Annotated in this window: 16 protein-coding genes; 10 read left to right on the top strand and 6 right to left on the bottom strand. The window is 54.8% G+C overall.

Translation table 11 applies throughout. The features are described from left to right. The coding region (locus tag B5D61_RS27070; RefSeq protein WP_176159311.1) for a transposase at positions 1–193 on the top strand (193 nt) is incomplete at its 5' end. Positions 194–400: 207 nt separating this feature from the next. On the opposite strand, the gene B5D61_RS08685 is transcribed toward B5D61_RS27070, so the two are convergent. Beyond that, the gene (locus B5D61_RS08685; RefSeq protein ID WP_176159310.1) at positions 401–4,213 is read right to left on the bottom strand and encodes an SIR2 family protein; all 3,813 of its coding nucleotides are present in this window, start codon (positions 4,211–4,213) and stop codon (positions 401–403) included. A 550-nt stretch (positions 4,214–4,763) separates the two neighbouring features. Between B5D61_RS08685 and B5D61_RS08675 the strand changes: the two genes are divergently transcribed. From B5D61_RS08675 to B5D61_RS08640, 8 genes are all read left to right on the top strand, one after another. Continuing rightward, the gene (locus B5D61_RS08675; RefSeq protein WP_078812933.1) at positions 4,764–7,112 is read left to right on the top strand and encodes a 3-keto-alpha-glucoside-1,2-lyase-like domain-containing protein; all 2,349 of its coding nucleotides are present in this window, start codon (positions 4,764–4,766) and stop codon (positions 7,110–7,112) included. Positions 7,113–7,150: 38 nt separating this feature from the next. Beyond that, the gene (locus B5D61_RS08670) at positions 7,151–8,656 is read left to right on the top strand and encodes a DUF7133 domain-containing protein (protein ID WP_078812954.1); all 1,506 of its coding nucleotides are present in this window, start codon (positions 7,151–7,153) and stop codon (positions 8,654–8,656) included. A gap of 42 nt (positions 8,657–8,698) precedes the next feature. After that, entirely contained in the window at positions 8,699–10,150 is a 1,452-nt protein-coding gene (locus B5D61_RS08665) for a sulfatase (protein ID WP_078812932.1), read from the top strand. A gap of 263 nt (positions 10,151–10,413) precedes the next feature. Then, positions 10,414–11,142 (top strand): ABC transporter ATP-binding protein, encoded by a 729-nt coding sequence (locus B5D61_RS08660; protein WP_078812931.1) that lies wholly within the window; start codon positions 10,414–10,416, stop codon positions 11,140–11,142. 38 nt (positions 11,143–11,180) lie between these two features. Continuing rightward, a complete protein-coding gene (locus B5D61_RS08655) occupies positions 11,181–11,939 on the top strand; it encodes an ABC transporter permease subunit (protein ID WP_078812930.1) in 759 nt (252 codons plus the stop codon). A gap of 31 nt (positions 11,940–11,970) precedes the next feature. Beyond that, positions 11,971–13,956 (top strand): GldG family protein, encoded by a 1,986-nt coding sequence (locus B5D61_RS08650; RefSeq protein WP_078812929.1) that lies wholly within the window; start codon positions 11,971–11,973, stop codon positions 13,954–13,956. Between the two features lie 39 nt (positions 13,957–13,995). Continuing rightward, positions 13,996–15,372, top strand: a complete 1,377-nt coding sequence (locus tag B5D61_RS08645; protein WP_078812928.1) for a DUF4340 domain-containing protein — start codon at positions 13,996–13,998, stop codon at positions 15,370–15,372. Positions 15,373–15,455: 83 nt separating this feature from the next. Continuing rightward, the gene (locus B5D61_RS08640) at positions 15,456–16,403 is read left to right on the top strand and encodes a sugar phosphate isomerase/epimerase family protein (RefSeq protein ID WP_245846509.1); all 948 of its coding nucleotides are present in this window, start codon (positions 15,456–15,458) and stop codon (positions 16,401–16,403) included. Between the two features lie 2,495 nt (positions 16,404–18,898). Here the strand turns inward: B5D61_RS08640 and B5D61_RS08625 are convergent. The 3 genes from B5D61_RS08625 to B5D61_RS08615 form a co-directional block, all read right to left on the bottom strand. After that, positions 18,899–19,219, bottom strand: a complete 321-nt coding sequence (locus B5D61_RS08625; RefSeq protein ID WP_078812925.1) for a hypothetical protein — start codon at positions 19,217–19,219, stop codon at positions 18,899–18,901. 363 nt (positions 19,220–19,582) lie between these two features. Beyond that, positions 19,583–21,307 carry a glycoside hydrolase family 75 protein gene (locus B5D61_RS08620; protein ID WP_078812924.1) on the bottom strand — a complete coding sequence of 575 codons (1,725 nt, stop codon included), beginning with the start codon at positions 21,305–21,307 and terminating at the stop codon, positions 19,583–19,585. 38 nt (positions 21,308–21,345) lie between these two features. Further along, positions 21,346–22,155, bottom strand: coding sequence for an SDR family NAD(P)-dependent oxidoreductase (locus B5D61_RS08615; protein WP_078812923.1), 810 nt, complete (start codon positions 22,153–22,155; stop codon positions 21,346–21,348). 57 nt (positions 22,156–22,212) lie between these two features. Here B5D61_RS08615 and B5D61_RS08610 point away from each other — a divergent pair, with 57 nt between their 5' ends. Continuing rightward, positions 22,213–22,572 (top strand): cupin domain-containing protein, encoded by a 360-nt coding sequence (locus B5D61_RS08610; protein ID WP_078812922.1) that lies wholly within the window; start codon positions 22,213–22,215, stop codon positions 22,570–22,572. Between the two features lie 77 nt (positions 22,573–22,649). Here the strand turns inward: B5D61_RS08610 and B5D61_RS08605 are convergent, their stop codons facing one another. Both B5D61_RS08605 and B5D61_RS08600 read right to left on the bottom strand, forming a co-directional pair. Then, positions 22,650–23,651, bottom strand: a complete 1,002-nt coding sequence (locus tag B5D61_RS08605; protein ID WP_078812921.1) for a cytochrome d ubiquinol oxidase subunit II — start codon at positions 23,649–23,651, stop codon at positions 22,650–22,652. Then, positions 23,648–24,955, bottom strand: coding sequence for a cytochrome ubiquinol oxidase subunit I (locus tag B5D61_RS08600; RefSeq protein WP_078812920.1), 1,308 nt, complete (start codon positions 24,953–24,955; stop codon positions 23,648–23,650). The genes B5D61_RS08605 and B5D61_RS08600 overlap by 4 nt, the downstream gene beginning before the upstream one ends. Between the last annotated feature and the right edge of the window lie 58 nt (positions 24,956–25,013).

Raw genomic sequence — 25,013 nt, 5'->3', positions numbered from 1 at the left:
GCGCTTCCTTCCAGCTTACTCGCCGGACCTCAACCCGATTGAGAAGATGTGGAGCAAGATCAAGAACTCGCTGCGCAGCCTGGAGGCCCGCACACCGGAGCAACTAGATGCAGCCATCAGCGTAGCGTTCTCAAAGGTCACCGCCAAAGACGCCATGGGTTGGTTCGCTTCTTGCGGTTATAGTATTATTTAATACGCTCTAGGTGATTCAAAGGGGGGAACTCAAGAATTCGGACTCTCGGGGCCAGGATTTCATGAAGCAGTCTGATTGGATTCCCCGCAGCGGACAGGACTGTCCTGATCGGCTGCGACGAGGGCGAATCTTGAGGCTGTTGTAGATCCCAAGTCTCTAAAACTGGAGTATCGAGCTCTGAAACACCTGCCCACTTTCAACGCGGTGTCAGGCGGCCGTTGTTACGGAGGTGGGCTCCATTCCCCACAGGACACGGCGCACCTCGGGCAAGGGATCTTTGGCAGCCGTATCGAGCCATGTTGTAACGATTTCAGGCCTTGGCTCGCCACCCTTGTCATGCAGGCGCGCCAGACTCTTGGCGAGTAGGGCCGACTCTACCCGCAACTTGCACATCAACACATCGTGCTCCTCATCCGCAGGTTCCCAGCCCGACTCCTTTGCTGTAGAGAAGGCGGTCTCATGCAGCAGAAATCTCAGCCCGTCTTCAAGGGCCTGAAGATGGCTTGTGCCGAACGGACAGTTCTCAGAGATGGCCAGACGTCCGCATACCGACAGGACGTCATCCAGGCCCGGTTCCATACGGAATCTCACACGGTTCACGAGCAGGGTCAGCAACTGCTGAGGCACGTTGCTGACCCTGCCTCCCTCTGCCTCAGGCCACTCCATCCACAGCCTTACGGCATAAGCTGCGGATGCTACGCGCTCCTCATCCAGTGATAGGAGTTCGCCAGTGATTAATGCCACCAGCAAATCATGCCGCTGCATGTTATCACGCCGGTCCGTCATGAAGCTGGCCACCTCTAGCCTGGGCACTTGGAAACCTGCTGCGCTCATGTCGGCTGCCACCTTCATCAAACGATCAATGTCTGCCTGCCCTGCGCCAGACGACAAGTGTGCCAGCACGCAGCAAAGCCCCTGCTCAAAAACCTGGAGGAGTTCGCGTGGTCGCTCCCATTCGGATTTTCCATTTAGAAGCTCTTCAAGGATGTACCTCTGGCTAGCATCCCACCATTCCAGGGCCCGGTGCAGGATTTGACTGGCCTCCGCTGTTTCCCACGTGATGCCAAAGGCTCTTTCCTCTGGAGGCTGCCAGGGCCAGGATGCCAGTATGACGAGTTCCTGCAGGTAGTGCTTTGCATTGCCACCGGAATACTTGGTGGTTCCATCGCTGGCTGTTTCGCTGACAGGAGGGATAGCGTCACGCAGGAGGTGGGCCTTGAGATGCCTCCTGGCATTTTCTGAAATCCGCTCCGGCAGGCCGAGAAACACGCGGCTGGGGCCCGGATTGCATGCCGGAAGCCCATCAGAGTTCTTGTGGGTCCACAGCGCCTGTTCAAAGGCCTCAGACCACGCGGGATTCCAGGCGCTGGTCTGAGATAGATAGGACAGCCTGTTGAAGGCAGCGCACCGCCGTCCAGCCTGCGGAGATCGCAGGCCGTTCAGCCATGATTGTAGATTTTCCTCCTCTAAGGTGAAGCCTATGTGATGATCGGAAATGTGAGCCTGCTCCACTGCGGTGAATGGCTCAAACGGCAGAGTAATCCATGGATTTTCCCCATGTGCTGAAGGCCCGAACGGAATGCGCGCCAGCACCGGCAGCCACACTGACAACTGGTCTTGAGTCCCTGAAAAAAGCACCCTGCGCAGTCCCTCGCCCCAGGACCGCCAAGTCATGAACTCCGCATGGATCCCCGGGTGCTCGTGGAACTGGCACAGCAGGTTAAAAAACTCGTCTAACTGGATGGTTGTCATCCTGAGTGTCAGGCGGGATGCTAGGTCCCACAGGTAGGGCGCGCCCCGGCCCGCATAGTGGCTGCGCAGCGCACCCAGATTCTCCTGCAGCCGCGGCAGCATCTGCGCCAGACCGCGCAGGCAGAGACTGATGAGCCAGTCTGCATCTTCCGCGCGCAGGCGGAGCACAGTGCCTCTCCCCAGCTCTTCCTGCAGGGTCTTGTCAGTATTTCGGATTCGCGTGGCCACCGCCCGCTTGAATGCAATGGGCATGAGCATCTGCGCGGCCTTCACCATCGTCGGTCCTCCCATGTTCAAAATGCCGGGGTGGTGTGGCAGCCCTACCTCGTCAAAAAGCCGCAGATATTGGAAGGCTAAGATTTCTTCCTGGCCCATGCCCTGGGGAAAGAGTGAGATCGTGTGCGTGGAGGTTCCTGGGTCAAATCCCGCACGTTCAGGCTTCTTTGGGGTTCTGGGCGTGGCCAGGGCGATGGCGCTTCGGAGTTCCTCAATCCTGTCCCATGGGTTACACTCCACTCTTTTCAACTCACGCCGGCGGTCCCGATGGTTCGGAATTCCCGCTGCCACATCTGGCATGCTCATCTGATAGGTAATCTGGTGGAAGAGCAGAGCCCAGCCTTCGAGTGACAGTTTGAGGATGTCCTTCTGTGTCTCGTCCACCTGCCGAACAAGATCTTTGATCACAATGTCTGCCAGCTTCTTCACTCCATCGATCTTTCCTTGCTCCGCAAGCCACCCGATCTTCCTCAGGGCATGTCTTAAGCTAGGTGCGGTGACTGAGACAAATCTTTCCAGGGCAGGCTCAAAGCGGTCGAAGTCCAGGCAGTAAAACGCCAGCAGACATTCCTCATGCAATAGCCACGCGTCCAACCCGGCATCGTTCTCGCGCTCAGCACGGAAAGTTTCCAGGATGAGCGTAAAGTTTACCTCATTCATGTTTTCCCGATGGATCTGGAGGAGGAGCAGACGCAGGTCCCGCAGCGCCCTGCGTGAGTGCTCAGGTAGTGCCTTTGCATCTCCAGCGCGCTGAACGGCTGCCTCTACCCACCGTGCCCATGAATAGTGGATGATGTCCAGTGAGACATCCCACCTCCACTTAAGCTCCTGAAGGATTGCTAGCTCAACTTCCGATGGCGCGGTTCCTTCAGCCATCTTCGTTGCCAGAGGGTGGGGCCAGAAGTCCGTGTATTGTGTGATCTGCCTGCGAATGTCCAGAGGGGCCACGAGCCAGCCTGGATAGCTTTCACGCTGCCTGCGCCATTCGCCTAACAAATCGTTGATTTGAATGAGGCCGTCCGAAGACTGCTTTTCCAATTCGTCCGGAGCGATGAAATGCCACGGCACCTCCCCGGGCCACTGCGGCATGTCTGGCATGGGAAGGGAAGCCACCTTGATCTTGCAGCGGGTTTGTAGTTCGGTGAAAAGCCTCTCAAGATTCTCTGGATACGACACCTGCGTGCCCGGATTAAACAGTTCGGCCAGGTTGATTAGATGGATCTTGTAAGTCTTGCGGAAGAGCCTGGCCTCAGGAAGGCTGAAGCCATTCACATGACACATGTAAACCCGGTGGATGTCCGCCTCGAACAGATCGCGTACCCAACCGTGGATCAGCTTGAAATTTGGATCGGTGCCGGAGAAGCCGACGAGCACGAGTGTGTTCTCGATCATGAGCTGCCGGACTGTGTTCACAAAAGCTGGCCTGTCCTGGGCATACGTGCGGAAGTGCTCCTCCGTGATGACAAACGGCCCGTCAGGCATGGAGCCATGTAGCTTGATGATCCGCGGCCGGGAGGCACCAAGCAGATTGGCCTGAGAGTAGATCGTTGTGTATTGTGGAGGCTGGAAATCCAGGGCCGCTTCCTCTAGCAGGCTATCATAATTAAAGGTCAGCACATCCGCCCAAGGCAGCTTTAAAAGCTGATGGTGCAGCTCTCCAGGCTCCACGCGGACCGCGTGGAGCGCTTGTTTGATGAAGCTTTTGAGAGCCTCGGGTCCCTCATTCGCCTCATACTGCTGGGCTACTTGAAGGTGGCCTGAATTCAGACAGCGCTCCAGGGCAGCAGGATCCCTCGGATGCAGCTCTTCGGCCATGCGTCGGACCAGTTCATTCCAGTCCGGCATTTTGACCGTCATGGCCGTTGCTCCATCACGCCGCAGCTTCGGCTGCGCATTCTTACTGAAGCCTGCGCCGACGACCACCACGGCCTTTCCTTGGCTGAGATAGCGGGAGATGTAGTCCAGATCTGAGTGAAGGGCGGAGTCAGGCATGTCTGGCACAGCTTTCACAAGGTTTTCTTCCGCGCCAGTCTGCATTGGGAAAAAAGGCTCATCAGGGAAAATGGGGCAGGTATGAATGGCAAGGACTTAAGCCCTTAGGCAGCCTTGAGTTGTTGTTTGGCGTCGGCTGGGATGTGACGCATTATAGCGTGTTTGTTTAGCCGAAGGAAGCTGTCGCGTCCTCGCTAGATGGCACGCTGTTCATAGCGGCCCTGTCGTAATAGCACCACATCTTTGGCGATGCTTAACAAATCAACCCGCCCATGACTCAAGCACTTTGCCAAGCTTGGGTTCCGGCAGTTCCTCATCCAACGCTCCGGCGACCCGCTGCGGACTCGGGAGGCCGCGCTTCATCCAGCAAGGCAGAGCCCAAGTAGGGCGGTTGGGCCCCAACCGCCGTGACAACGGAATCCCGACCGAGAGAAGGCCGTTGAGGCTCAACGGCGCTACTTGCTCGGAGTCCGCGCTCCTGCGCGACAAAGGACGCCACCCCGATGATAGACCCCCAGAGGGCAGGGCGTTTGTTCGGGTCTTGATCACCATGCGTTTTTCTTTCCTCCTGGCCTTCGGTTTGACCGGCACTCTACATGCGGCGGAACCCAAGAAAGAACAACCGATGACGCCGGGCGGTGTCTATCGGGCGCATGACATGCAGCGTCCGCGACCGCCGGTGATCACGCCGCCGGGATTCAGCACGCCGGAGAAGGCGGGGGCTCCGCCTTCGGATGCGATGGTGCTGTTCGATGGCAAGGATCTCTCCCAGTGGAAACGCGAGCCGCGCAAGGATTCGCCGCCTGGGGATGACCAGCCGCAGTGGAAGGTGGAGAATGGGTGCATGGAGATCGTGGGAAAAAGCGGCAGCATCCGCACACGGAAAAAGTTCCGTGGAGATTATCAATTGCACCTTGAATGGGCCACACCAAGCACCGTTTCAGGCAACGGCCAAGGACGTGGGAACAGCGGAGTCTATATCGGTGGCTTCCCCGAAATCCAGGTGCTGGATTCCTACCAGAACGACACCTATCCTGACGGTCAGGCGGCTGGGCTCTACAGCCAATACCCGCCGATGGTGAATGCCAGTCGCAAACCCGGGGAATGGCAGACCTACGACATCTTTTTTGAGCGTGCCAAGCCCGATCAGAAGGCGCGGTTAACGGTCATCCACAATGGCATTGTGGTGCAGTACCTACGCGAGTTCGATGCCCCGGATCAAGAAGGAGACCTTCTGCTTCAAGATCACCTCAATCCCGTGCGCTATCGCAACATTTGGTTACGCCCCCTGAGGGTTGACTCCGATCAACTTGGCACCAAGCCGACGGCTAAAGATACCGCGAATACTCCCGCCAAGGCAGCTTCGCCAAATCCAAAGAGCTCGGGCGAGAAAGCGTCTGTGATTCGCATCAAAACGATGACGGCCCAGATGAAGTATGACCTCACGGAGTTTACCGTGAGGCCAGGGCAGCCTGTCAAAGTCATCTTCGAGAATGGGGATGACCTTCCTCATAACATCGTTTTTTGTCAGCCCGGCACGGATACGGCCGCCATGGCACTCAAGCAGATGGAGAACGCGGAAGAGGCTCTGAAACGGAACTGGGTGCCTGATGACAAACGCATCTGGCTCCACTCACGCATGCTCAATCCGCACGAAACGGAGACACTCAGCTTCACCGCGCCTGAAAAGACCGGGGACTACCCCTTTGTCTGTACCTTTCCGGGGCATGCCTTGACGATGAACGGCAAGATGAAAGTACTGCCTCTGGGGAAGGGATTGCAGGACTTACGATTTGCTCTTTACCTCGGCGCTTGGACCGCTCTGCCCGACTTTTCTCAACTGAAGCCGCATCGCGAAGGGGCCATTCCCGACAACCTCGTGCAGGTGCAGTTGGATGATTACAAAAACGAGTTTGGTATCGTTTACACCGCCAAGCTGGAGGCTCCGCGCACGGGCAGTTATCGCTTTTACATCGCTGGAGATGACGGCATCCGGCTAAAGCTGGATGGCAAGACCCTTGTCGAACACGACGGAATTCATCCATATGAGATCAAGGAGGCGAGCGTTCAACTGACACAGGGCCTCCATGACTTCCGCTTAGAGTATTTCCAAGCCAAGGGGGAGATCGCGGTCTTTGCGGCGTGGAAGGGGAGCAATTTTGATATTACCCCCTTTTCACAGTGGACTCCCAGAGGGTGGCAGCAGGGGGCTAAAGGCAAGCAAAAGAAAGACTTCGAGCCGATTCCTTTGGTCGTTAAAGATGAGCCTCTGATTTATCGCAACTTCATCGCTGGAGCCGGTAATCGAGGCATCGCTGTGGGATATCCAGGAGGAGTCAACATCGCCTGGAGTGCTGAGCAGATGAATCTAGCTTTAGTCTGGCGTGGAGCTTTTATGGATGCCTCCAAACATTGGAATAGCCGTGGGGGAGGCTATCAGCCGCCGCTGGGTTACGACGTCTTCAGTCCAACTCAGGCTGAACCCTTGGCTGTATTGACCTCCACCGAGTCTCCTTGGCCAGAAAAGCAGGACCGTGCTTCCGGTTATACTTGGAAGGGATATTTTCTGGATGCCAAACGCTGCCCGACTTTCATGTATGAATGGAAAGGTGTGAAGGTCGAGGATCGCGGTGAGGCCGATCATCAGCAATTCAAGCGCAGGCTGAAGTTCTCTGCGCCTTTACCACAAGGCACCTTTCTGCAAGTCGCCACGGGACGTATTCAGCCCAAAGACACCGGGTTCATCGTCGAGGGCGGTGAGCTGACCTTAGAAGGCCGTCGTTTTGAAAACAAGTTTGTCGTTCATGCACCCGGCGGAATCGCCGTGGGGAATCAATTGTTAGTCCCCCTGACTGAGGCCATGCGTGAAATCACTCTCACCTATTCGTGGCCGGAGTGATTCTCCCTGTCGTCTTTTCAAATCAGGATTTTCATCTCATGAAAAAAGCTTTCCTCTCAAGCTGCTTTGCAGTGATCACTTCGGGTCTCTGGGCTGCTGAGCCCGTCGAGTCAGACTTTTATCGAATCACCACCTTCACCACTCCCACCGAGACCGCCTTGGAAGTCGGCTCAATCGAACTGCTTCCCCAGGGGAAACTGGCTCTCGGCACGCGGCGAGGGGAGATCTGGACCGTTGAGCATGCCCAGGAACCTGCGAAGGTGCGTTTCCAATTGTTCGCCTCGGGTCTTCATGAAGTTCTTGGCCTCGCCTATAAAGATGGCGCGTTGTATGCCACCACACGTTACGAAGTCACTCGGATTCGAGATCAAGACGGTGATGGTCGAGCTGATGTCTTCGAGACGATCAATGATCAGTGGGGTGTCTCGGGGGACTACCACGAATATGCCATTGGAAGTCGCTTTGATAAGGCTGGGGATCTTTGGGTCACCCTGTGTTTGACCGGGTCATTCACAAGCAAGGTGCCATTCAGAGGCTGGGCGGTGCAGATCAAACCGGATGGCAGCTTGGTGCCCACCTGCAGTGGCATTCGGAGTCCAGGAGGCATCGGTTTCGATGCTGAAGGAGAAGTCTATTATGTCGATAATCAAGGTCCTTGGCATGGTTCCTCAACCCTCCAGCACCTTGTTCCAGGAAGCTTTCAGGGTCACCCTGCGGGCAACGAATGGTACTCCATGGCTCCGAACATGGGAGAGCGTCCGATCGACCCGATTCCCGAGGCTTTTCTTGGGGACCGTAAGCGTGGTCAGACCAACCCGACAGGTGATCCAGATCGCATGGTCAAAGAACGTCAACGCATTAAGCAACTGCTACCGCCATCCGTTTATTTGGTGCATGGGAAAATTGGCAACTCGCCCACCTTCATTGTCTGCGACGAGAGCGAAGGGAAGTTTGGGCCGTTTGCCAAACAACTCTTCATTGCGGATCAGAGTCACAGCAATGTCAGTCGCGTGTTTTTGGAAACCGTCAATGGCATCAAACAAGGTGTCGTGATTCCATTTCGCAGTGGTTTCGCCAGCGGTCTCATCGGTGGACGAATGGATGCCGATGGTCGTTTGTATGTGGGGGGCAGTGATCGTGGTTGGGGCGCTCGAGGGGGCAAGCCTTACTGCTTTGAAAAACTTGAATGGACGGGCAAGCTGCCCTTTGAGATTCACGAGATGCGTGCCAAGCCCGATGGCTTCGAGGTTAGCTTCACTCAACCTGTAGATCCGGCCACGGCAGGTCATCTCTCAAGCTACTCCATGCGCGAGTTCACGTATGCCTATCGTGAAGACTATGGTGGCCCTGAGGTGGATGAGGTCATTCCGAAAATCAGCTCCGTGAAGGTCAGTGACGATGGTAAAACGGTCCGTCTTGTGATCAGTCCTCTGACAAAAGGAGACGTACACGAATTACATCTGGAAGGGGTGAAGAATCGCGAAGGACTCCCGCTCCTGCACTCCGTTGCTTATTACACCCTGAACGAGATCCCTGCCCAATAAGGAGGATAGAGTCCGTGCTGGGGGACGTTTCTGGAGCCACTTATGATCCAGCGTCTCCTCCTGGCTCCTTGTCTTTTCGCTGCCATTCTGGCTCTTCCTCTCTCGGCAGCCTCCGCAAAACCTAACGTCCTGCTGATGGTCTCCGATGATCTGGCGGTGACTTTAGGCTGTTACGGTCATCCCCAAGCCAAGACGCCACATCTGGATGCGCTGGCGAAGCGTGGCGTTCTATTCAGCCGCGCTTACTGTCAGTTCCCGCACTGCAATCCCTCCCGGTCCTCCATGATGAGTGGTTTGAGGCCTAACCAGACGCGTGTTACGGATAATGCGGACAACCTGTATGACAATGTCCCGGGAGTGCTGACGCTGCCCCATCATTTTCGTCAACAGGGCTACTCCACGGCACGTTGTGGTAAGATCTTCCACCTTGGGATTCCCACAGGCCTAGAGAGCATGGATGATCCGCAGGCTTGGGACTTTGGCACCCCCTTCAAGGATGAGCGTCCTTATCCGCCCAAACGAGAGTCGGTGGTGCAAATCAAAACCGGTAAACGACAAGGACTTTCCTGGCAGGAGATCCCCGTCTCCGATGAAACGCTCTGTGACGGAGGTTTTGCCCTCACCGCGATGGATTGGTTAAAAAAACGAGACTCCGAAAGGCCCTTCTTCCTCGCCGTCGGTTTTCATCGTCCCCATCTACCTCTGGTAGCTCCGGCCAAATACTTCGATCTTTATCCCCTGGACAGCATCACCCTCCCCGAGGCACCCGCCGACGATGTGGCGGATATTCCTGCGCCAGCCCGTAACGGAGCCGTGCCTGGTTACACACTCTCGGCCACACCGGAACAACGAAAGGCTGCCATCCGAGCTTATTTGGCCTGTGTCAGCTATGTGGACGCTCAGGCCGGTAAACTAATGGATGCCTTACGCGAGCAGGGACTGCTGGGGAACACCGTCGTGATCTTCACCAGTGACCACGGCTGGCATCTGGGAGAGCATGAGCTCTGGCATAAGCGTAGCTTGTTTGAGGAAAGCGCAGGGGTGCCTCTGATCATTTTAGCTCCCGGAAGTGCAGGGAATGGACAACGCACGGCGGCTCTCGCTGAGCTGCTGGATCTCTATCCGACTTTGTGTGATCTATGCGAAGTCCCGCTCCCAGCGCATGTGCAGGGCCAGAGCCTGCGCCCGATCCTCGAAAATCCCGCATCCTCCATCCATAACGCGGCCTTCACTCAAGCTCGAAGAGGAGCTAACGCCGAATTCTGGGGGCGCAGTGTGCGCACAGATCGGTGGCGTTGCACAGAGTGGAATGAAGGTCGGGATGGCATCGAGCTCTACGATCATCAAGAAGATCCCCATGAGTACACGAATCTCGCGTCGAGTGCTCAACACAGCGCTGTTCTTCATGACTTGAGAGCACTATTAGCCGAAAAACTGCCTCCCATTAAAATGGAGGGAACGTCCGAACTGAGCATCCCCAAAGACCGAGACTGATCCTGAAGAAGCCGAGAGCAGGTCTGGTAAGTGTTCAGGTTTTAACGCGGAAGGATAGAAACGTATCATAGCCTTCATCAGATTCATTTATTCTGACTTTTGCAAAAGTGACCGACGTTCAGGCCTTTGAAGAGGAAAATTCGTTTGCAAAATGAACGGTGTCACCCATAAAACGCCCTCGCGTTTTTGAACGCAAGGGAGTGACTCATTGTCTCACAAGGCTCCTCTCTACGACAACCCCCAACAACCATGATAGTGACAGTATGATCCAAGTTCAAAACCTCCGAAAAGTGTTCGGCAGCAAGGTGGCGGTGGATGACGTCTCCTTCTCTGTCGAAAAAGGCCAGGTGCTCGGCTTTCTAGGGCCGAACGGTGCCGGCAAATCCACGTCGATGAGAATGGTGACGGGTTATTTCCGTCCTACCTCTGGAAGCATTAAAATCGGCAATTTTGACATGTTGGAAGAACCCGAGTTAGCCAAGCGCTCCATTGGGTATCTCCCGGAAAATGCCCCTTTGTATTCGGACATGACCGTGGCCAGCTTCCTGGGTTTTTGTGCAGAGATGCGTGGCCTTACAGGAACAGCCCGTAACAAGGCCATCGATCGCGTGCTTGAACTGTGCTTCCTGGACTCTGTTCGCAACCAGAGCGTGGATACCCTTTCCAAAGGTTATCGTCATCGCACCTGCTTTGCCCAGAGCATCATTCACGATCCTGATGTGCTCATTTTGGACGAGCCAACCGATGGTCTGGACCCGAATCAGAAACATGAAGTGCGCGGCCTGATCCGCCGCATGGGCGAGAGTAAGGCCATCATCTTCTCCACGCACATTCTGGAAGAAGTGGAAGCCGCTTGCTCCCGAGCGATCATCATCGATCGCGGTAAAATTGTGGCTGATGGCACCCCTGATCAGCTCAAAAAGCTCGTGCCGGGAGTCAATACTTTAGACGAAGTTTTCCGCGCCATTACGCGTCCGGATACGGCGAAATGATTCCTCCAGAACTCTTTCAGATCTTTTAAAATCACCTCATGAAAAGCAGAGATTTCGCAAACACTTTGGCGATCTTCAAGCGGGAGTTCCTCTCCTACTTCAATTCGCCTGTGCTCTATGTGATTGTCGTCATTTACCTCCTGGCGTCGATGGGATTCACCTTCTTCTTCGGTAGGCTTTTGGATACGGACAATGCATCCCTGACCCAGCCCTTCTTCTTCTGGCATCCCTGGATTTACATCGTGTTGGCTCCCGCTGTCGGCATGCGCCTGTGGTCAGAAGAGCATCGCCTTGGCACCTTCGAATTGTTGATGACCATGCCACTTTCTCCCTGGCAGGCTATCATCGGTAAATTCGTCGCGGCTGCCTTGGTCTGGCTCATCGGCCTCTCCCTCACATTCCCTGTAGTGATCACGATTTCTTGGCTGGGAAATCCAGATCCAGGTCCAATCATCACCGGCTATGTGGCCAGCTATTTGTATGCCTTAGGTTGCTTGGCGGTCACCAGTGCTGTCAGTGCCTATACTCGCAGCCAAGTGGTTTGCTTCATCGTGTCTGTGGCCCTTTGCATCGGTCTGACTTTGATCGGTTATCCCGGCATCGTGGACTCGATCGTGAGGACGCTGCCCAGCTCTTTGGAATCTTCCGTGCGTTTTGTGAGTTACCTCAGTTTCATGGACCACTTCTTTGAGATGACCAAGGGCATCTTCGTCTTCCGTGACGTCCTCTATTTCATCTCCGTTATCGTGGTGTCCTTGATCGCGACACACATCGGTCTGCGCTCGAAGCGCGCTTAATGGGAACACACTTCAACACCTGAGACTCTTTATGAATCTGAACAGCAAAGAAGGAACCGCAGGCATCACCGCGCTGCTGGTGATCGCCATTGTCGTGGCTTTGAACTTCCTCGTGGGCGGCCTCGGACTGGGCAACTTCCGGGTCGATCTGACGGAAGATAAACTCTACACCCTCTCCCAGGGCACCCGAAACATTCTGGATCGGCTCAATCCAGACAAACCGGTCACCATCCGTTTCTACGTGACGACGGAAGACCGTGTTATGCCGCCGATGCTCAAGACGCACGCCAGTGCCGTCCAAGACATGCTTTTGGAATTCCAAAAGGCGGCCAAGGGCAAACTCATCCTCGAGAAACTGAATCCGAATCCGAATACGGAAGACGAAGACCGGGCTCGTGAAGATGACCTCCAAGGCATGACGGTGAACCAGAACGGCGATAACATCTATCTGGGCATGGCCATCCAGTCGGCGGCCCAGAAAGAAGTGCTGCCTTTCCTGAATCCCAATGAGGAGACCGCCTTGGAATATAATGTGGCTCGTGCCATCCAGAAGGTTTCCAAGAACTCCAAGACCATCATTGGGGTGATGAGTGCCATGCCGATTATGGGTTCTCCGATGTTCCCTTATCAGCGTCAGCGCGGGCAAGATCCGTGGATTCTGATTCAGCGTCTGCGCATGGATTATGAAGTGCGTGAGGTTCCCATGGGAGCGGATAAAATTGATGCCGATATCAACACGCTTCTGGTCGTTCACCCTGCGGATATCAACGAACTCGCAGAATATGCGATCGATCAGTATCTGCTAAAAGGCGGCAAAGTGATCGCTCTTGTCGATCCACAGAGCATCGTGGCGCAGCGAGTTTACAGCAACCAGCCGAACCCGATGACCGGCCAACCTGGTGGTGTGATCAATCCAGCTTCGGATCTTCCGAATCTCTTCAAAGCTTGGGGTGTCACGTACAATAAAACTCAGATCATTGCCGACGTGAACTATCGTGGCATGGCACAGGGCGGACAAAACCCCGTCGAGTTGCAATTGCCTCGGGAGGCCCTCAACCCAACAGACCGCATCACCTCGGACCTTCAGTCTCTGCGCATGCTGATGGCGGGTTCTTTGACCTTCGACAAAAAAGAAGGCATCGAATCCACCGTCCTGGTCAGCAGCTCAGAAGCCAGTGAATTGATCGACTCCACGGAGGCCGAAAGATTGACCCGCGAGCGTCTGACAAACTTCAACCCGAGTGGCCGCCGCCAGCCTATGGTCGTGCGCTTGACTGGTAAGTTCAAAACCGCTTTCCCGGGTGGTAAACCCAAAGGTCCTGCGGCTTCTCCTGAATCCGGTGGAGCTCAGGAAGATGCGACCGCTCCGAAAACCGCGGAAGCCCCTGCTCCAGCAGCCGAAGAACCCAAGGCTGATGCGAAGCCAGAAGCAAAAAAAGAGATCGAGATCTCCGATGGCACCATCAAAGAATCCGTCAGCAACGAAGGCGTCGTGGTACTGTTCTCCGATGCTGACATGATGTTCGATGCGCTCTGCGTGCAGCAGGATGGCATGACTGGGGGTCTCGTCGCTGTGAACTCCAATCTTCCACTCATGCTGAACACCGTGGAAATGCTCAGCGGTGGCGGGGATTTGATTCAAATTCGCAGCCGTGCCTCCACTCAGCGTCCTTTCACCAAGATGGACGAGCTGCGTGAGAAGGTGGAACGCGACTTCCGTCCGAAGCTGCAAGCTCTGCAGGCCAAGCTGGATGAAACCGCTCAAAAAATGGGCCCTCTTCGTGTGAAAAACGGACAGTTGGCTGACCCTCGTCAGATCAAGGAACTGGAGGAACTGCGCGTGACTCAAGTCTCCATCAACCGTGAGATCCGTGAGATCAAGAAAGCTCAGAACAAGGACATCGACTTCACCGAGTCCATGATCACGCTGTTGAACTTCCTGGTCGTGCCGCTCCTGGTGATTTGTGTTGGCTTGGCTCTCGCCATCCGTCGCCGCATCCAAACCGCTGCTGTCTGACCCTCGTTTCATCAACTCTCTTCGTTAGAACCATCATCCATGAAGAAGATCATTATTTTGCTAGTCGTGCTGGGTGCCTTGATCGGCGCCGCCGTCATCTATCAAAATCAGCAGAATGCCGTCATGAATACCGCCGTCACCCGCGGTGTGAAAAGCCGTGAGCGGTTGTTGCCTGATTTTGAAGTCACGGCCGTTAAAAAACTGCGCATTCGCGATGCCTCCTCCGAAGCGACCATCATCGTCAATGAAGATGGCAAATCCGCTCGTGTGGCTGAGCGCGGGGGGTATGCCGCCAGTGTGGACCGCATCAATTCGGCCTTAAGTGAGCTATACGAGCAGCGGGTAGCTAACAAGCAGCAGGTCGGAAAAGGTGCCTGGGCTGAGATCAAGGTGCTCCCTCCCGGGGAAGGCACCGAGGGGGTCGGCACTCAGATTGAGTTGATCGGGGAAGGGGATAAGATCATCAAATCCCTGATCCTCGGTGAATCCATCTCGATTGCCGGTGGCCGTAGCAGCACCGCTTTTGATGGCGGCACCCAGCGCTTCGTCCGCATTCCCGATGATGGCGAAACCATCTGGGTCGTCAGTAACTCCTTCTTTGACTTGGAACCCAAACCCGAGTCCTGGCTGGATAAATCCTTCATCGACGTGAAGGACATCAAAGAGATCACGGTAACTCCGGCACAAGCCGAAGAAGGCTGGAAAGCTGGTCGCAGCGAAGTCACTGAAACCGAATTCAAACTACTCGACGCTAAGTCCGGCGAGGGCTTGGACAACACCAAAGTCACCCTGGGTAGCTTGCTGTCTGCACCGACCTTCAACGATGTAGTCGCTACAGACAAAGTGGCCGAGGTGATGAAAGATGCGGTGAAGGCGAAGATCGTCACCTTCGACGGCTTCACCTACAACCTCAGTGCCGCCAAGCAGTCCAAGGGCGGGAGTGATCGTTATTACCTCACCGTCGATGTCAGTGCAGATATTCCCAAAGCTCGCCCAGCGGTGAAGGATGAGAAGGAAGAAGACAAAAAGAAGGCCGACGAAGCCTTTGCCTCCAAGAAAAAGAGCCTGGAAGAAAAACTCGCCAAAGAACAGAAGTTCGCAGGATGGGCCTTCGAAGTCTCTGAGTACACGGTGAATAACTTCTTCAAGAAGCGCAGTGAGATCGTTAAGGTCGAAGCGAAGGCGGAGCCCGCTCCAGCACCTCCGACAGGTGCAGCGGCATCGCCGACAGCTCCTTCCTTCTCAATGCCGACGCCTGGGGCCGCTCCTGCATCGCCCCCGGCAGCCCCTCTGGCTCCGGCGCCATCGGCTCCCTCAGTCTCCACTCCTCCGATCGAACTGCCTACCGCTCCTAAAACGGAAATCAAGCCTGAGGCAGATCCCAATGCTGCACCCGTCGTCGAGCAGAAAAAGTAAGCTGCCCGTCTTCCTTTGATTGAAACCCCTTATCGGCAGCTTGAGAAATCAGGCTGCCGATTTTTTGTTTTTGTCTCTCGCCAATGCTGCGACAGGCCTGGCATGATCGCGACGTATTGATTGGATCTCTCATGACCTCCCGCCGCACTTTCATCCGTCGCACATTCGGAGCCGCTATCACTTCAGCAACTGCATTCTCACGGCCGGCTTCGTCCCTCGCCGCCAGTCCGACCCGCCAGCTTCGGAAGGCCATCATGGGGGGCACACTTGGGATTAAAGGAACCTTGATTGAAAAATATCAGGCGGCCCAAGCCGCAGGCTATGAGGGGGTCGAACCTGCAGGGGGCATGAATCAGCAGGAAGTCTTGGACGCCTTAGGCACCTCGGGTCTCCAGGCTGCCAGCGTTTGTTGCCACACCCATTGGAAGCAAACCCTCACGCACAATGATGAAAAAATCCGTGAGGAGGGCCTCCAGGGGGTGCTGACCACCCTCCGTGACGCCAAGGCCTATGGCACAGACTCCATTCTGGTGGTGCCGGGGGTGTGCAATGAAGAGGTGCCTTATGATCTCGCTTGGGAACGTTCCATTACGCAGATCAAAAAGGCCGTCCCCCTGGCCAAAGAATTGGGCGTCAAAATCTCGATCGAGAACGTCTGGAACAATTTTATCTTGAGCCCCCTGGAGGCCGTGCGTTTTCTCGATGAAATTGGTGATCCCATCGTCGGTTGGCATTTCGATATCGGAAACGTGCTGCGTTACGGTTGGCCGGAGCAGTGGATTAAGGTGCTGGGGAAACGGATCAACCGCATTCACGTCAAAGAATACAGCACCCAGAAAATGAAGGACGAAGGTGTCTGGAAAGGCTTCGACTGTGACCTGACGGAAGGTAACAACAACTGGCCCGCGATCATGAAAGCACTCGATGACATCGGCTACACCGGCTGGGCGATCAGCGAGCAACGCGGTGGCCTCAACCCCAATGGCCTCAAGATGCTCACCGACCGCATGGACCGCATTTTTGCCATGTGAATGCAGTGTTTCTTCAGATCGAGCCAAATGATCAAATTGACGTGAAAAGCAGGCTTAAAAGACTGAATATAAACAAATATTGATTATTAAATATAGTCACATTTGCGGGGGTTTTCACGCGCTGCTCTGGTGCGCCAACATTGGCCCGGCCCTTAAGAATCGAGGCTCCGCGGATTGGATATCCGGAGTCTGATCCCTCGGTTTCGGCGGGGCATTTCGTCCTTCAACCACGGCGAACCCTTAAAAACCTCAACGTGTTTCGGTCTCATCCAGTGCAACCTCCTCCACTGAGCATCTGCATGGGGACAACACAGTGTGGGCGTAGATACCTTCACCCATTTCAATCACGGCCCATATAATGACGGGCAGTATGGAGAAAATCACCATGCCAGAGTAGAGCCAAAAATCGGATTCGGCTTGCCTCTCGCTTACATTTGCCGCTTTGGCGTGGTTACGGGTAAAAGGCATACAAGTTTGAAATCTCACGTTGCTCAGCGGTCTTCTTCTTTCGTGGTCGACTGCCATTCATGAATTTGGTGGTCGGCCCCATACAAAACGAGAAATTCAGCTTTTTGAAAACCTGCCAAAACGAGGAGAGATTTGACCCTCCAGGCACAGCAAACACTTCAAATGGCCATCCACTTGGATAGGTCGCCTTGTCGAGATCACACCCACTCGAGAAATGCAGGTCAGGGCTGGACGGAAAAACCTGGAAACCAGCCCTGAGACGCAGTTTGTTAAGTTGCAAGTTGAGGGGTGTTCCTTCTGGAGGGATTGCCCCTCTGGGCACGCTTTCCGCGCCGATCAGGGCGGGTGAGTTTGCTGCCGGGCGGGGGATACTGGCACTGTTTCGATTTGCTGAGACAGCAGCCCGTTGTGCCAAAGGCCCCTTATGAGGGTCGATAAGAGCGTACCAACAGAACGTAAAAAGTCAGCGTTTGGCGCTGAAGTTCAATTGTTTAAGATGTCTTGATTATTGGCTCCGGGAGAGCATTTTTCTCATGCGGACCACGCGGCCGACTGGTCAGCTTGTCTTGCAACCACGTGTGGCCGCACAGTTGGACGAGTGCCCAAATCAAGACTGGCAAAATCGACAGGATAAAGATGCCCCCATAGAGCCAGAGCGATTTCAGCCGATGAGAATCCCCAGGCTTTACAGCCTCCGAATTTTCGAATGACCTTTCTCTTAATGACATAACCGTGATGCAAAAAGACACTCTCAAGGCCTCACTCGTTCACAGCTCGATAACCTTTCGGCTGACTTGGATCTGATACAAAGCGAGTGCCTGAGGGAAACTTGGGTGGCGCTGATGGTCCGGGATAGAGCACCTGACCAGAAGGCGAACGGGGGAGTTCCTTCGGAGTGCTGATCTTTTCCACCAACTTCGAGATCTCACGCACAAGGCGACTCTCCAGGTTTCCAGCAAAGGCTATCCTCATCTCAGCTTCCTTGAGCTTTCTCGCCTGCTCATGGACGTAATAAAAGGCACTGCCAAGAGCAAAGCGCACCCAACACGACCTGAAAGATGATCCAGCGGGACAGAATCACTCGTACATGGCGGATTTCCGCGAGGAGCTGATGGTTCACTTCGGCGTCAAACATAAACTGTAATTTCCATAACTAGACAGGTGTTTTACGTATGGTCAACGCGCATTTTATGGAGACTTTCAATAGATTTGAAGAGATGAGAAATCCTTCTATCTGAACTTCCAATGATAAACGGCCAACCCTCTGAGCTCCGATTTCTCCGCCCCCCAAGCTCACACCGCCTGAGTCCACTATTCCGACCAATCAGCCGGATGCGCGATAGGCCGACATGAGTCCCTATGGGCTTCTTGGGTTTCATGGGTTGTGCCTCCAGTGTGTTAGGCCCAGAGCAGGGGAGGCAGGTTTGCCCGCTTGGGTGATCCGTAGCAGCCAGGTCAGTTCCTGGACGTGCCAAAAGGCGGAAAGTCTGACGCCGCGCCCCCACGGTTCGATTGGAGGCACGGCGGGCAGTTCCAACGGCGGCGGATTCATCCGCTACACGCAAGCCCTCACGGTGGCCCGCTGGTCTGCCAGATTTAGCCCGCTGTGGTTTCACGCGGACAGATACCCACCAGAGATGAGCTTCTTTGTCGCTCATGCCATCGGGGGAAATGGGCGGCGACTCCAGCGCCATCCATGAGGGTCGCTTGGAGCGCTTAGGGACTCGGGATAGGAGAACTTCAGCCGTGGATCTTCTCTTTTTCATGAGCCCTCGCCGGTTGCGAAGGGAACTGAAGCGGTAGCAAGAGTTGAATGTCCTCTTTAGGTCGCCCGTCTCTCGGATCATGCCGAGTAGGGCTTAGCACCCACTCAAAAAAGAGGGGGCGTATACGCGAAATCCCATTGGGCACGCGTCGCTGTGCTTCCGAACCTTTCATTGTTTGCTGACTGACTCGGTTTCTACTCCGAGGCCGTTTCTACGCGGCGCAATTAGCTTAAGGCTCTTCTCTCAAAGGAGTCAAGAGCTTTATAAATTTTCAATTTCTCTAAATTTCTCCCCGAACTCCAGACGAAATTTGCGCCCGGTCTCCTCTGCTTTTTCAGATAAATGATTATTGATTTCGCCAGCAATGAGCCTCGCGTTTCTGAGAGTAAATTCTGGAACCTCAATGGACCACTGTTCTCGGTTCAAACCACCCAAGCTTGCATATTTTAGGACTTCGCCCGGAAAAATCCTACTCACGAAACTTCGAAATATATCTCCAGCTTCTTCGGGCGCTAAAATTTGGACCGTGAGAATCTGGTTCGGATTATTTGTGGCCGTCTCGTAAGATATCGAAATTTTCATGTCGGCGTTAGGGGTAAAAAATGCCCGTCAGAGTAAGGCCTCTGACGGGCAGTGCTTGGAGGGTAGAAAGCAACCAAGCGAGCTGAAAGGTTCGAAGAATCAGCGTAATAAGAGTAATACTCAGTAAGACCCGCGCAAGCACATTCCGGTGAATTCGTCAACACTTCACATTACATACATTGTATGTAGTTATTAAAGAAGCCCAGAGCCTGCCTTTTTAGGTGCTTGTACCGCCCTATTTCTCGTCAACCCGTGGGCAACCTGCAATCAGCATGTTCATCGTCCATCCAACCACGACTCACGGCCCAAAGTGGCCTTTGCCGGCTGATCGAGATGCAAGGTCGTGGTTTGCTAAGTCGGAAATTACGGCTTGCTGGCTTCTGAGGAATTGACGCTTGTCGCCGGCGGGGTTGGCGTCGCTGGCGTTGGCGATTGCGCGGCCGGACCCGTTGGCGCAGAAATGTCGGTCGGTGTGGGTGCTGGGGTGGCTGGCCCAGGACCTGTTCCGCCATTGTCAGGCGTGTTGGACGGTGTGGGTGTTCCTGTCGGACTCAATGCAGGTGTTGCCACAGCACCGCCTCCTGCTGGCGCAGTCGTCCCGGTTGGTACTGCCCCGGTAGCAACCGGAGTGGTTGTGGTGCCCCCCAGTGGATTCGGTGTCGCCGGAGGCTCGGGTTTCTTGAAGGGATCTTCCCAGCGATGCAGCGACTGCTCGGCATTGCTGCTGCCGATTTCTTTCAAGTAGGTCGCACACTGACTGTGCCAACGTTCCAGATTCGGTGGGCTGTTGGGTTTCTCTGCAGTGCCTGGGAAAATCAGGTAAGTCACTTTGAGGTCACTTTCGGGGCGGCGATACGGTGAGGCTTTGGGATTGACCGCTTTGGCGATGAAGAGCGAGGCCTCGCCCATTTTTTGACTCGGGCCGTAGTCACCGCAAATGGCCGGATACATTTTCCCCTCATGGATCACCACCGCATAGTCGCCAATGCTCGGGGTGTGCTTGTTGGTGGCGGCGTAGGGGCGGAACAACAGTGAAATGACGATGAACGGATCTTTTTCGGCGATGAGGCTGCTGCGAGACTTCATCTCGGCGATCTCAAGCTTGAGTTGTCCAATAGCGGCCTTGAGTTCCCGATTTCGGTCTGCACTCAGGCCCTTGATGGCATACTCAGCCTCCGCCTTTTTCAGACGCTCTTCCCAGCGGGACAGCAGCGGATTGGGCGTCGATGTCTTCTTGCCCCAAGCGTAGCTCGTGAAGGGCTGATAATAATCCGACATGTAGATGTACTCATCCAGCGTGGCCATGCGATCGCCATCAGAGCCATCAGCCACGACGTCCATCTCGGACTGGATTAGCAACGCTTTGCGTTGGCTGACGGGATGGGTGAGTTCCAGGATGGTTTCGCAGTCGAAGAAATTATGCCGGTCCAGAATGCGGTTCAGGCGAGTGATGTCACGCTGGATGCCGTTGGTTTTATTCTCGTAAAGCTTGTGGTAGAAACCGGACACCTTCGAAGTGGGTAGCATGGCATCCAAATCTGGCAGCAAGGTGGGCAGTTGAGGATTGATGCGGGACAATTCTTGAACGCTTTGGTTGGCCTTGGGCACCTTGACCGAGAGTTGGAACTCGGCCTTGTAGGCTTCTGGATTCAGGCGCTCCAGGCTGGCATAGGTCCCCTGCTCCGTCAGCAATTGGGTCTTGATGGTGATGCCATTGTAGAAGGTGGAGACATCCACATCTTTGCGCGGAATGTAGTTTTCCGGCAGCGGTGGTGGGGGCGCAGGCACTTCCTTGACCACCTCTTTCACGACCTCTTTAATGATCTGTGTGGGGACTTCGACGACCTTTTCCACTTCTTTGGTCACCACCCGCGTGCGCTCTTGCTGAGCGGCGGCAATCAGCTCCTTCAACCCCTTTTTGATCTTGCTCGCAAACGGCGTGAACGGCAGCACGAGGAGGGTGCCAATGATGATCAGCAGGATGAAGCGGATCAGATTGCCGAAAAAACCGCGCTTGGGCGGACTAGGCCAGGGGCTGGGACCACGCTGGTCCATGGGGGTGAGCGAGGGATCGGGGGGCCTGTTCATTCCTAATGAAAACGTAAGTGAAGGGGTTCTTGGTTTTCTCAAACGCTGCCTTTAGCAAAACGCCGACGCAACAAAACACGGAGTAGCACGCGTGGTAAATGACGAAAGAGGCGTGAAGCACAACGAACACCGAACCCAGGATAAAGGCAGGTCTGCCCAGCACGGAGTGCCTGTAAGGCCTCTGCCACAACTTGCTGCGGAGGAATGCGCAAGAGCCCCTGCCCACCTCGATCAGTGTCTTCTCCATCGGGCCGGCGAGCGGTCTGGCTGAATCGAGTGGGGGTCGGCCCAGGGCAGACACAGGTCACCGTGATGTGGTCGGGCTCCAACTCCACCGCGAGGGCTTCAGAAAAGCTGGTGACGAAGGCTTTGCTAGCGGCATAGACCGCCATGGCGGGCATGGGTAAGGTGCTGGCTAGCGAGCTGATGTTGATGATCCCCCCCGGTCTTTGCATCCGTGGCAGGCAGGCATGGGTCAGCAAGACCAGAGCCGTCATATTCAGGTCCATCTGCGCACGCAACTTACCTGCCTCTGCCGTTGCCACCGTGCCGTAGTCCCCCATGCCTGCATTATTGATCAGGAGATTGGGCTGAAAACCCGAGGTCTGCAGGTTTTCCAGGACCCGTCCCCTGCCCTCATCCGTGGCGATATCTCCCGTGCAGAGATGGATCTGCAATTGGGGGTTTAAGGCCAAACATTCTGCCTTCACCGCTTCCAGCGCATCCAGGCGACGCCCGGTGAGAAAAAGAGCTCTCGCCTCAGGTGCCAGCTGACGGGCAAACTCAGCGCCCAAACCTGAGGAGGCCCCTGTGATCAAAGCGCGGCAATGCTGGGTGTCGAAGGTCATAAGGATGCAATGAAACTTGCGCGGCACTCACGCATCTCCGACCATGCGTGCATACGCATGACCATCAACCCCCTTTCTCAGCAGGTTCCATTTACCACGAAAGATGGCAGCACCATCCGGAGCATCCTGGACCGCACCAATGCCCCCGTGCAGAATCAGTCCCTAGCGGAGGCCACCGTGCCCGTGGGGCAACCGACCGAGCGTCATTATCATAAGCTGAGCGAGGAGTTTTATTTCATCCTTGAGGGAACAGGCACCATGGAAATCGATGGTGCGGAACAAACGGTCTCGCCGGGTGATGCCATCCTGATCCCCCCAGGAGCTTGGCATCAGATCACGGCCACACAAACCCTCCGTTTCCTCTGCTGCTGCGCACCGCCGTATTCCCATGAGGATACGTATTTTTCAGATAGGTAATGTATTTATTATAGAGGATGTGTGCCCTGGATGCGAAGCAAGGTTGTCCTTCCGTTTTTGATATTTTGCAATGAAAATCAATGCTTCATTTTAAAGACCTTGAAGAGATAAAACAGACTGGGGAAGATGAAGAGACTGCCAATAAGCAAGGCCAGAACAAGCTGCCATAATGTAGCCGGAGGGGCGGCTGTTTCGTAAAAGCTCAGGGGCTTTTGCTGGGTCAGGACTGCATTCGGCGCATATAACGCCACCCAACCGAGTAGGATGAGGGTAACCTGCCCTGAGGCGACCACTCGGGTCAGGCGGATTCGTTCCGCTCGAATCAACAGCCAAAGCGCAGCAAAAAGAGCAGTGGCCAGAGCCATGAGGACGACGGTAACGGGATATTTGAGGAAGGCACTGACCAAGCTTTGCGATTCAGTGAGTGAGGCAAGGAAAACCATCCCTCCGGTAAACACCACCAACCAATTTAAACTTAGAGCACGGCGAGTGAAGTGATGACGTAAAGAGCTGTCCTCCGTCTCGCCGATCAAATAGACAGCGGCAAGAAAAACAAAAATGCAGATCACAAAGACACCCACCGCCACGGGATACAGCCCCCACCATGGAGCGACATAAGCCTGCCACGGGTCACGGCTTTCGAGATCGATGGTTCCACGGTTGAGACTGGCGGCGATAACGCCTAACCAAAAAGCGGTCCAAAGACTGGAAATCCCGAACAAAACAGTATACACATGCTGGCTGGTGGGAGCCTGAATGGCATCGTAGTGGCGAAAAGTAAAGGCGGCCCCACGGATCACGATGCCGATGAGTAGCGCTAACATAGGCAGATGCAGCGAGATCATCAGTGTGGTGAAGATGCCTGGAAATCCCATGAAAAGAATGACCACGATCAGAATGAGCCACATATGATTGGCTTCCCAAACCGGGCCCATGGCCTGATTGATGACCCGTTTTTGTGATTCTCTCAGCGAACCCGCGGGTAGCAATTCAAGGATACCCGCGCCGTAATCAATGCCTCCGAGGAGGATGTAAAGCCAGAGCGAAGCCCCAATGAAACCGATAAGGATCTCGATCATGAAAACTTCTGGGGGATGCGACTTTGAGCCGCGTGGACTTGTCGGGCAAACAGCCAGATCGTGGCCATAGCCAGCCCAAGATACAACACGAGGAAAAGGTAGAAATGATAGACCATGCCTGGCACTGGAGTGACTGCGTCACGAGTCTTCATAATGCCGTAGATGATCCAGGGTTGACGCCCTAACTCCGTCACGACCCAGCCCGCTTCGATGGCCAACGCTCCAAGGGGAATGAAAAGAACGAGAATGCCCAGAAACCAAGCCGGAAAGGCACCCTTTCGAGCAAACCAAAAATAAAGCATAGCGACGGCAGCCATGGCAAAGCCAATACCGACCATGATCTGAAACGCGATGTGGCAGATGACCACGGGCGGCCATTCCTCCTCTGGGAACCGATCTAATCCCGTAACCTCGGCATTGAAATCATCGTGAACGATGAAACTGAGCATGCCTGGCAATGGAATGCCCCACTGCATTTCCCGTTTCTCCACATTGGGAATACCGCCGATGTAAAGAGGAGCTTGGGCACGGGTTTCAAAGTGGCCTTCCATCGCAGCCAATTTTGCAGGCTGAAATTTCGCGACTCGTTGACCAGCAAAATGGCCTGCGAGGGGTTGGATCAGAGCCGCGATGGCTCCAAAGGTCATGGCGATTTTAATGGCACGGAGGTGAAAGTCACAAGCTTTACCTCGTAGGTAGAGGGCTGCGTGTATGCCCCCTACAGCGAAACCGACCGCCTGTAGAGCGGCCAATTGCATATGAATGGTCTGGTGTAGCCAGGCTTGATTAAACATGGCCTTCACGGGATCTACATTCTGAGCAGCACCAGCCACCCAATCGAACCCAGAAGGAGCATTCATCCAACCATTGGCTGCCACCACAAAGATACCGGAGACAAACCCCGAGATACCGACGACCAGCCCGGTGGCCCAATGGACCCAAGGATGCATTCGTTTCCACCCGTAAAGAAAGAGGCCGATGGCTATCGCCTCCAGGAAAAAAGCTGTGCCTTCCCAGGAAAACGGCATGCCTATAATGGGGCCAGCATGCTGCATGAATCCAGGCCATAGCAGGCCTAACTCAAACGATAGAACCGTGCCAGACACAGCGCCCACGGCAAAAAGAATTGCCACGCCTTTCATCCAAAGTTTCGTCAGCTCCAAATAGGCGGAATCTCCTCGTTTGAGATAAAAATAGTGAGCCGCTGACATGAAAAACGGCATGGTCATCCCGATGGCAGCAAAGATGATGTGGAATCCCAATGAAAAGGCCATCGTTGCACGAGCGGCCATGAGATCATCCATACTATTTGATAGACCTCGAGTCCCCGCTCGCAACCAAAATGATCAAAAGATCAGTTTG

It is taken from the genome of Prosthecobacter debontii (assembly GCF_900167535.1).
Classification (GTDB): Bacteria; Verrucomicrobiota; Verrucomicrobiia; order Verrucomicrobiales; family Verrucomicrobiaceae; genus Prosthecobacter; species Prosthecobacter debontii.
Note: the sequence above shows the minus strand (reverse complement) of the source record. Positions and strands in the feature narration are given on the sequence as shown.

Excerpts from the sequence above, each read along its gene's own strand:
- B5D61_RS08685 (WP_176159310.1), bottom strand. The coding sequence starts at position 4,213 with ATGCCTGACTCCGCCCTTCACTCAGATCTGGACTACATCTCCCGCTAT.
- B5D61_RS08675 (WP_078812933.1), top strand. The coding sequence starts at position 4,764 with ATGCGTTTTTCTTTCCTCCTGGCCTTCGGTTTGACCGGCACTCTACAT.
- B5D61_RS08670 (WP_078812954.1), top strand. The coding sequence starts at position 7,151 with ATGAAAAAAGCTTTCCTCTCAAGCTGCTTTGCAGTGATCACTTCGGGT.
- B5D61_RS08665 (WP_078812932.1), top strand. The coding sequence starts at position 8,699 with ATGATCCAGCGTCTCCTCCTGGCTCCTTGTCTTTTCGCTGCCATTCTG.
- B5D61_RS08660 (WP_078812931.1), top strand. The coding sequence starts at position 10,414 with ATGATCCAAGTTCAAAACCTCCGAAAAGTGTTCGGCAGCAAGGTGGCG.
- B5D61_RS08655 (WP_078812930.1), top strand. The coding sequence starts at position 11,181 with ATGAAAAGCAGAGATTTCGCAAACACTTTGGCGATCTTCAAGCGGGAG.
- B5D61_RS08650 (WP_078812929.1), top strand. The coding sequence starts at position 11,971 with ATGAATCTGAACAGCAAAGAAGGAACCGCAGGCATCACCGCGCTGCTG.
- B5D61_RS08645 (WP_078812928.1), top strand. The coding sequence starts at position 13,996 with ATGAAGAAGATCATTATTTTGCTAGTCGTGCTGGGTGCCTTGATCGGC.
- B5D61_RS08640 (WP_245846509.1), top strand. The coding sequence starts at position 15,456 with ATGCTGCGACAGGCCTGGCATGATCGCGACGTATTGATTGGATCTCTC.
- B5D61_RS08625 (WP_078812925.1), bottom strand. The coding sequence starts at position 19,219 with ATGAAAATTTCGATATCTTACGAGACGGCCACAAATAATCCGAACCAG.
- B5D61_RS08620 (WP_078812924.1), bottom strand. The coding sequence starts at position 21,307 with ATGAACAGGCCCCCCGATCCCTCGCTCACCCCCATGGACCAGCGTGGT.
- B5D61_RS08615 (WP_078812923.1), bottom strand. The coding sequence starts at position 22,155 with ATGACCTTCGACACCCAGCATTGCCGCGCTTTGATCACAGGGGCCTCC.
- B5D61_RS08610 (WP_078812922.1), top strand. The coding sequence starts at position 22,213 with ATGACCATCAACCCCCTTTCTCAGCAGGTTCCATTTACCACGAAAGAT.
- B5D61_RS08605 (WP_078812921.1), bottom strand. The coding sequence starts at position 23,651 with ATGATCGAGATCCTTATCGGTTTCATTGGGGCTTCGCTCTGGCTTTAC.
- B5D61_RS08600 (WP_078812920.1), bottom strand. The coding sequence starts at position 24,955 with ATGGATGATCTCATGGCCGCTCGTGCAACGATGGCCTTTTCATTGGGA.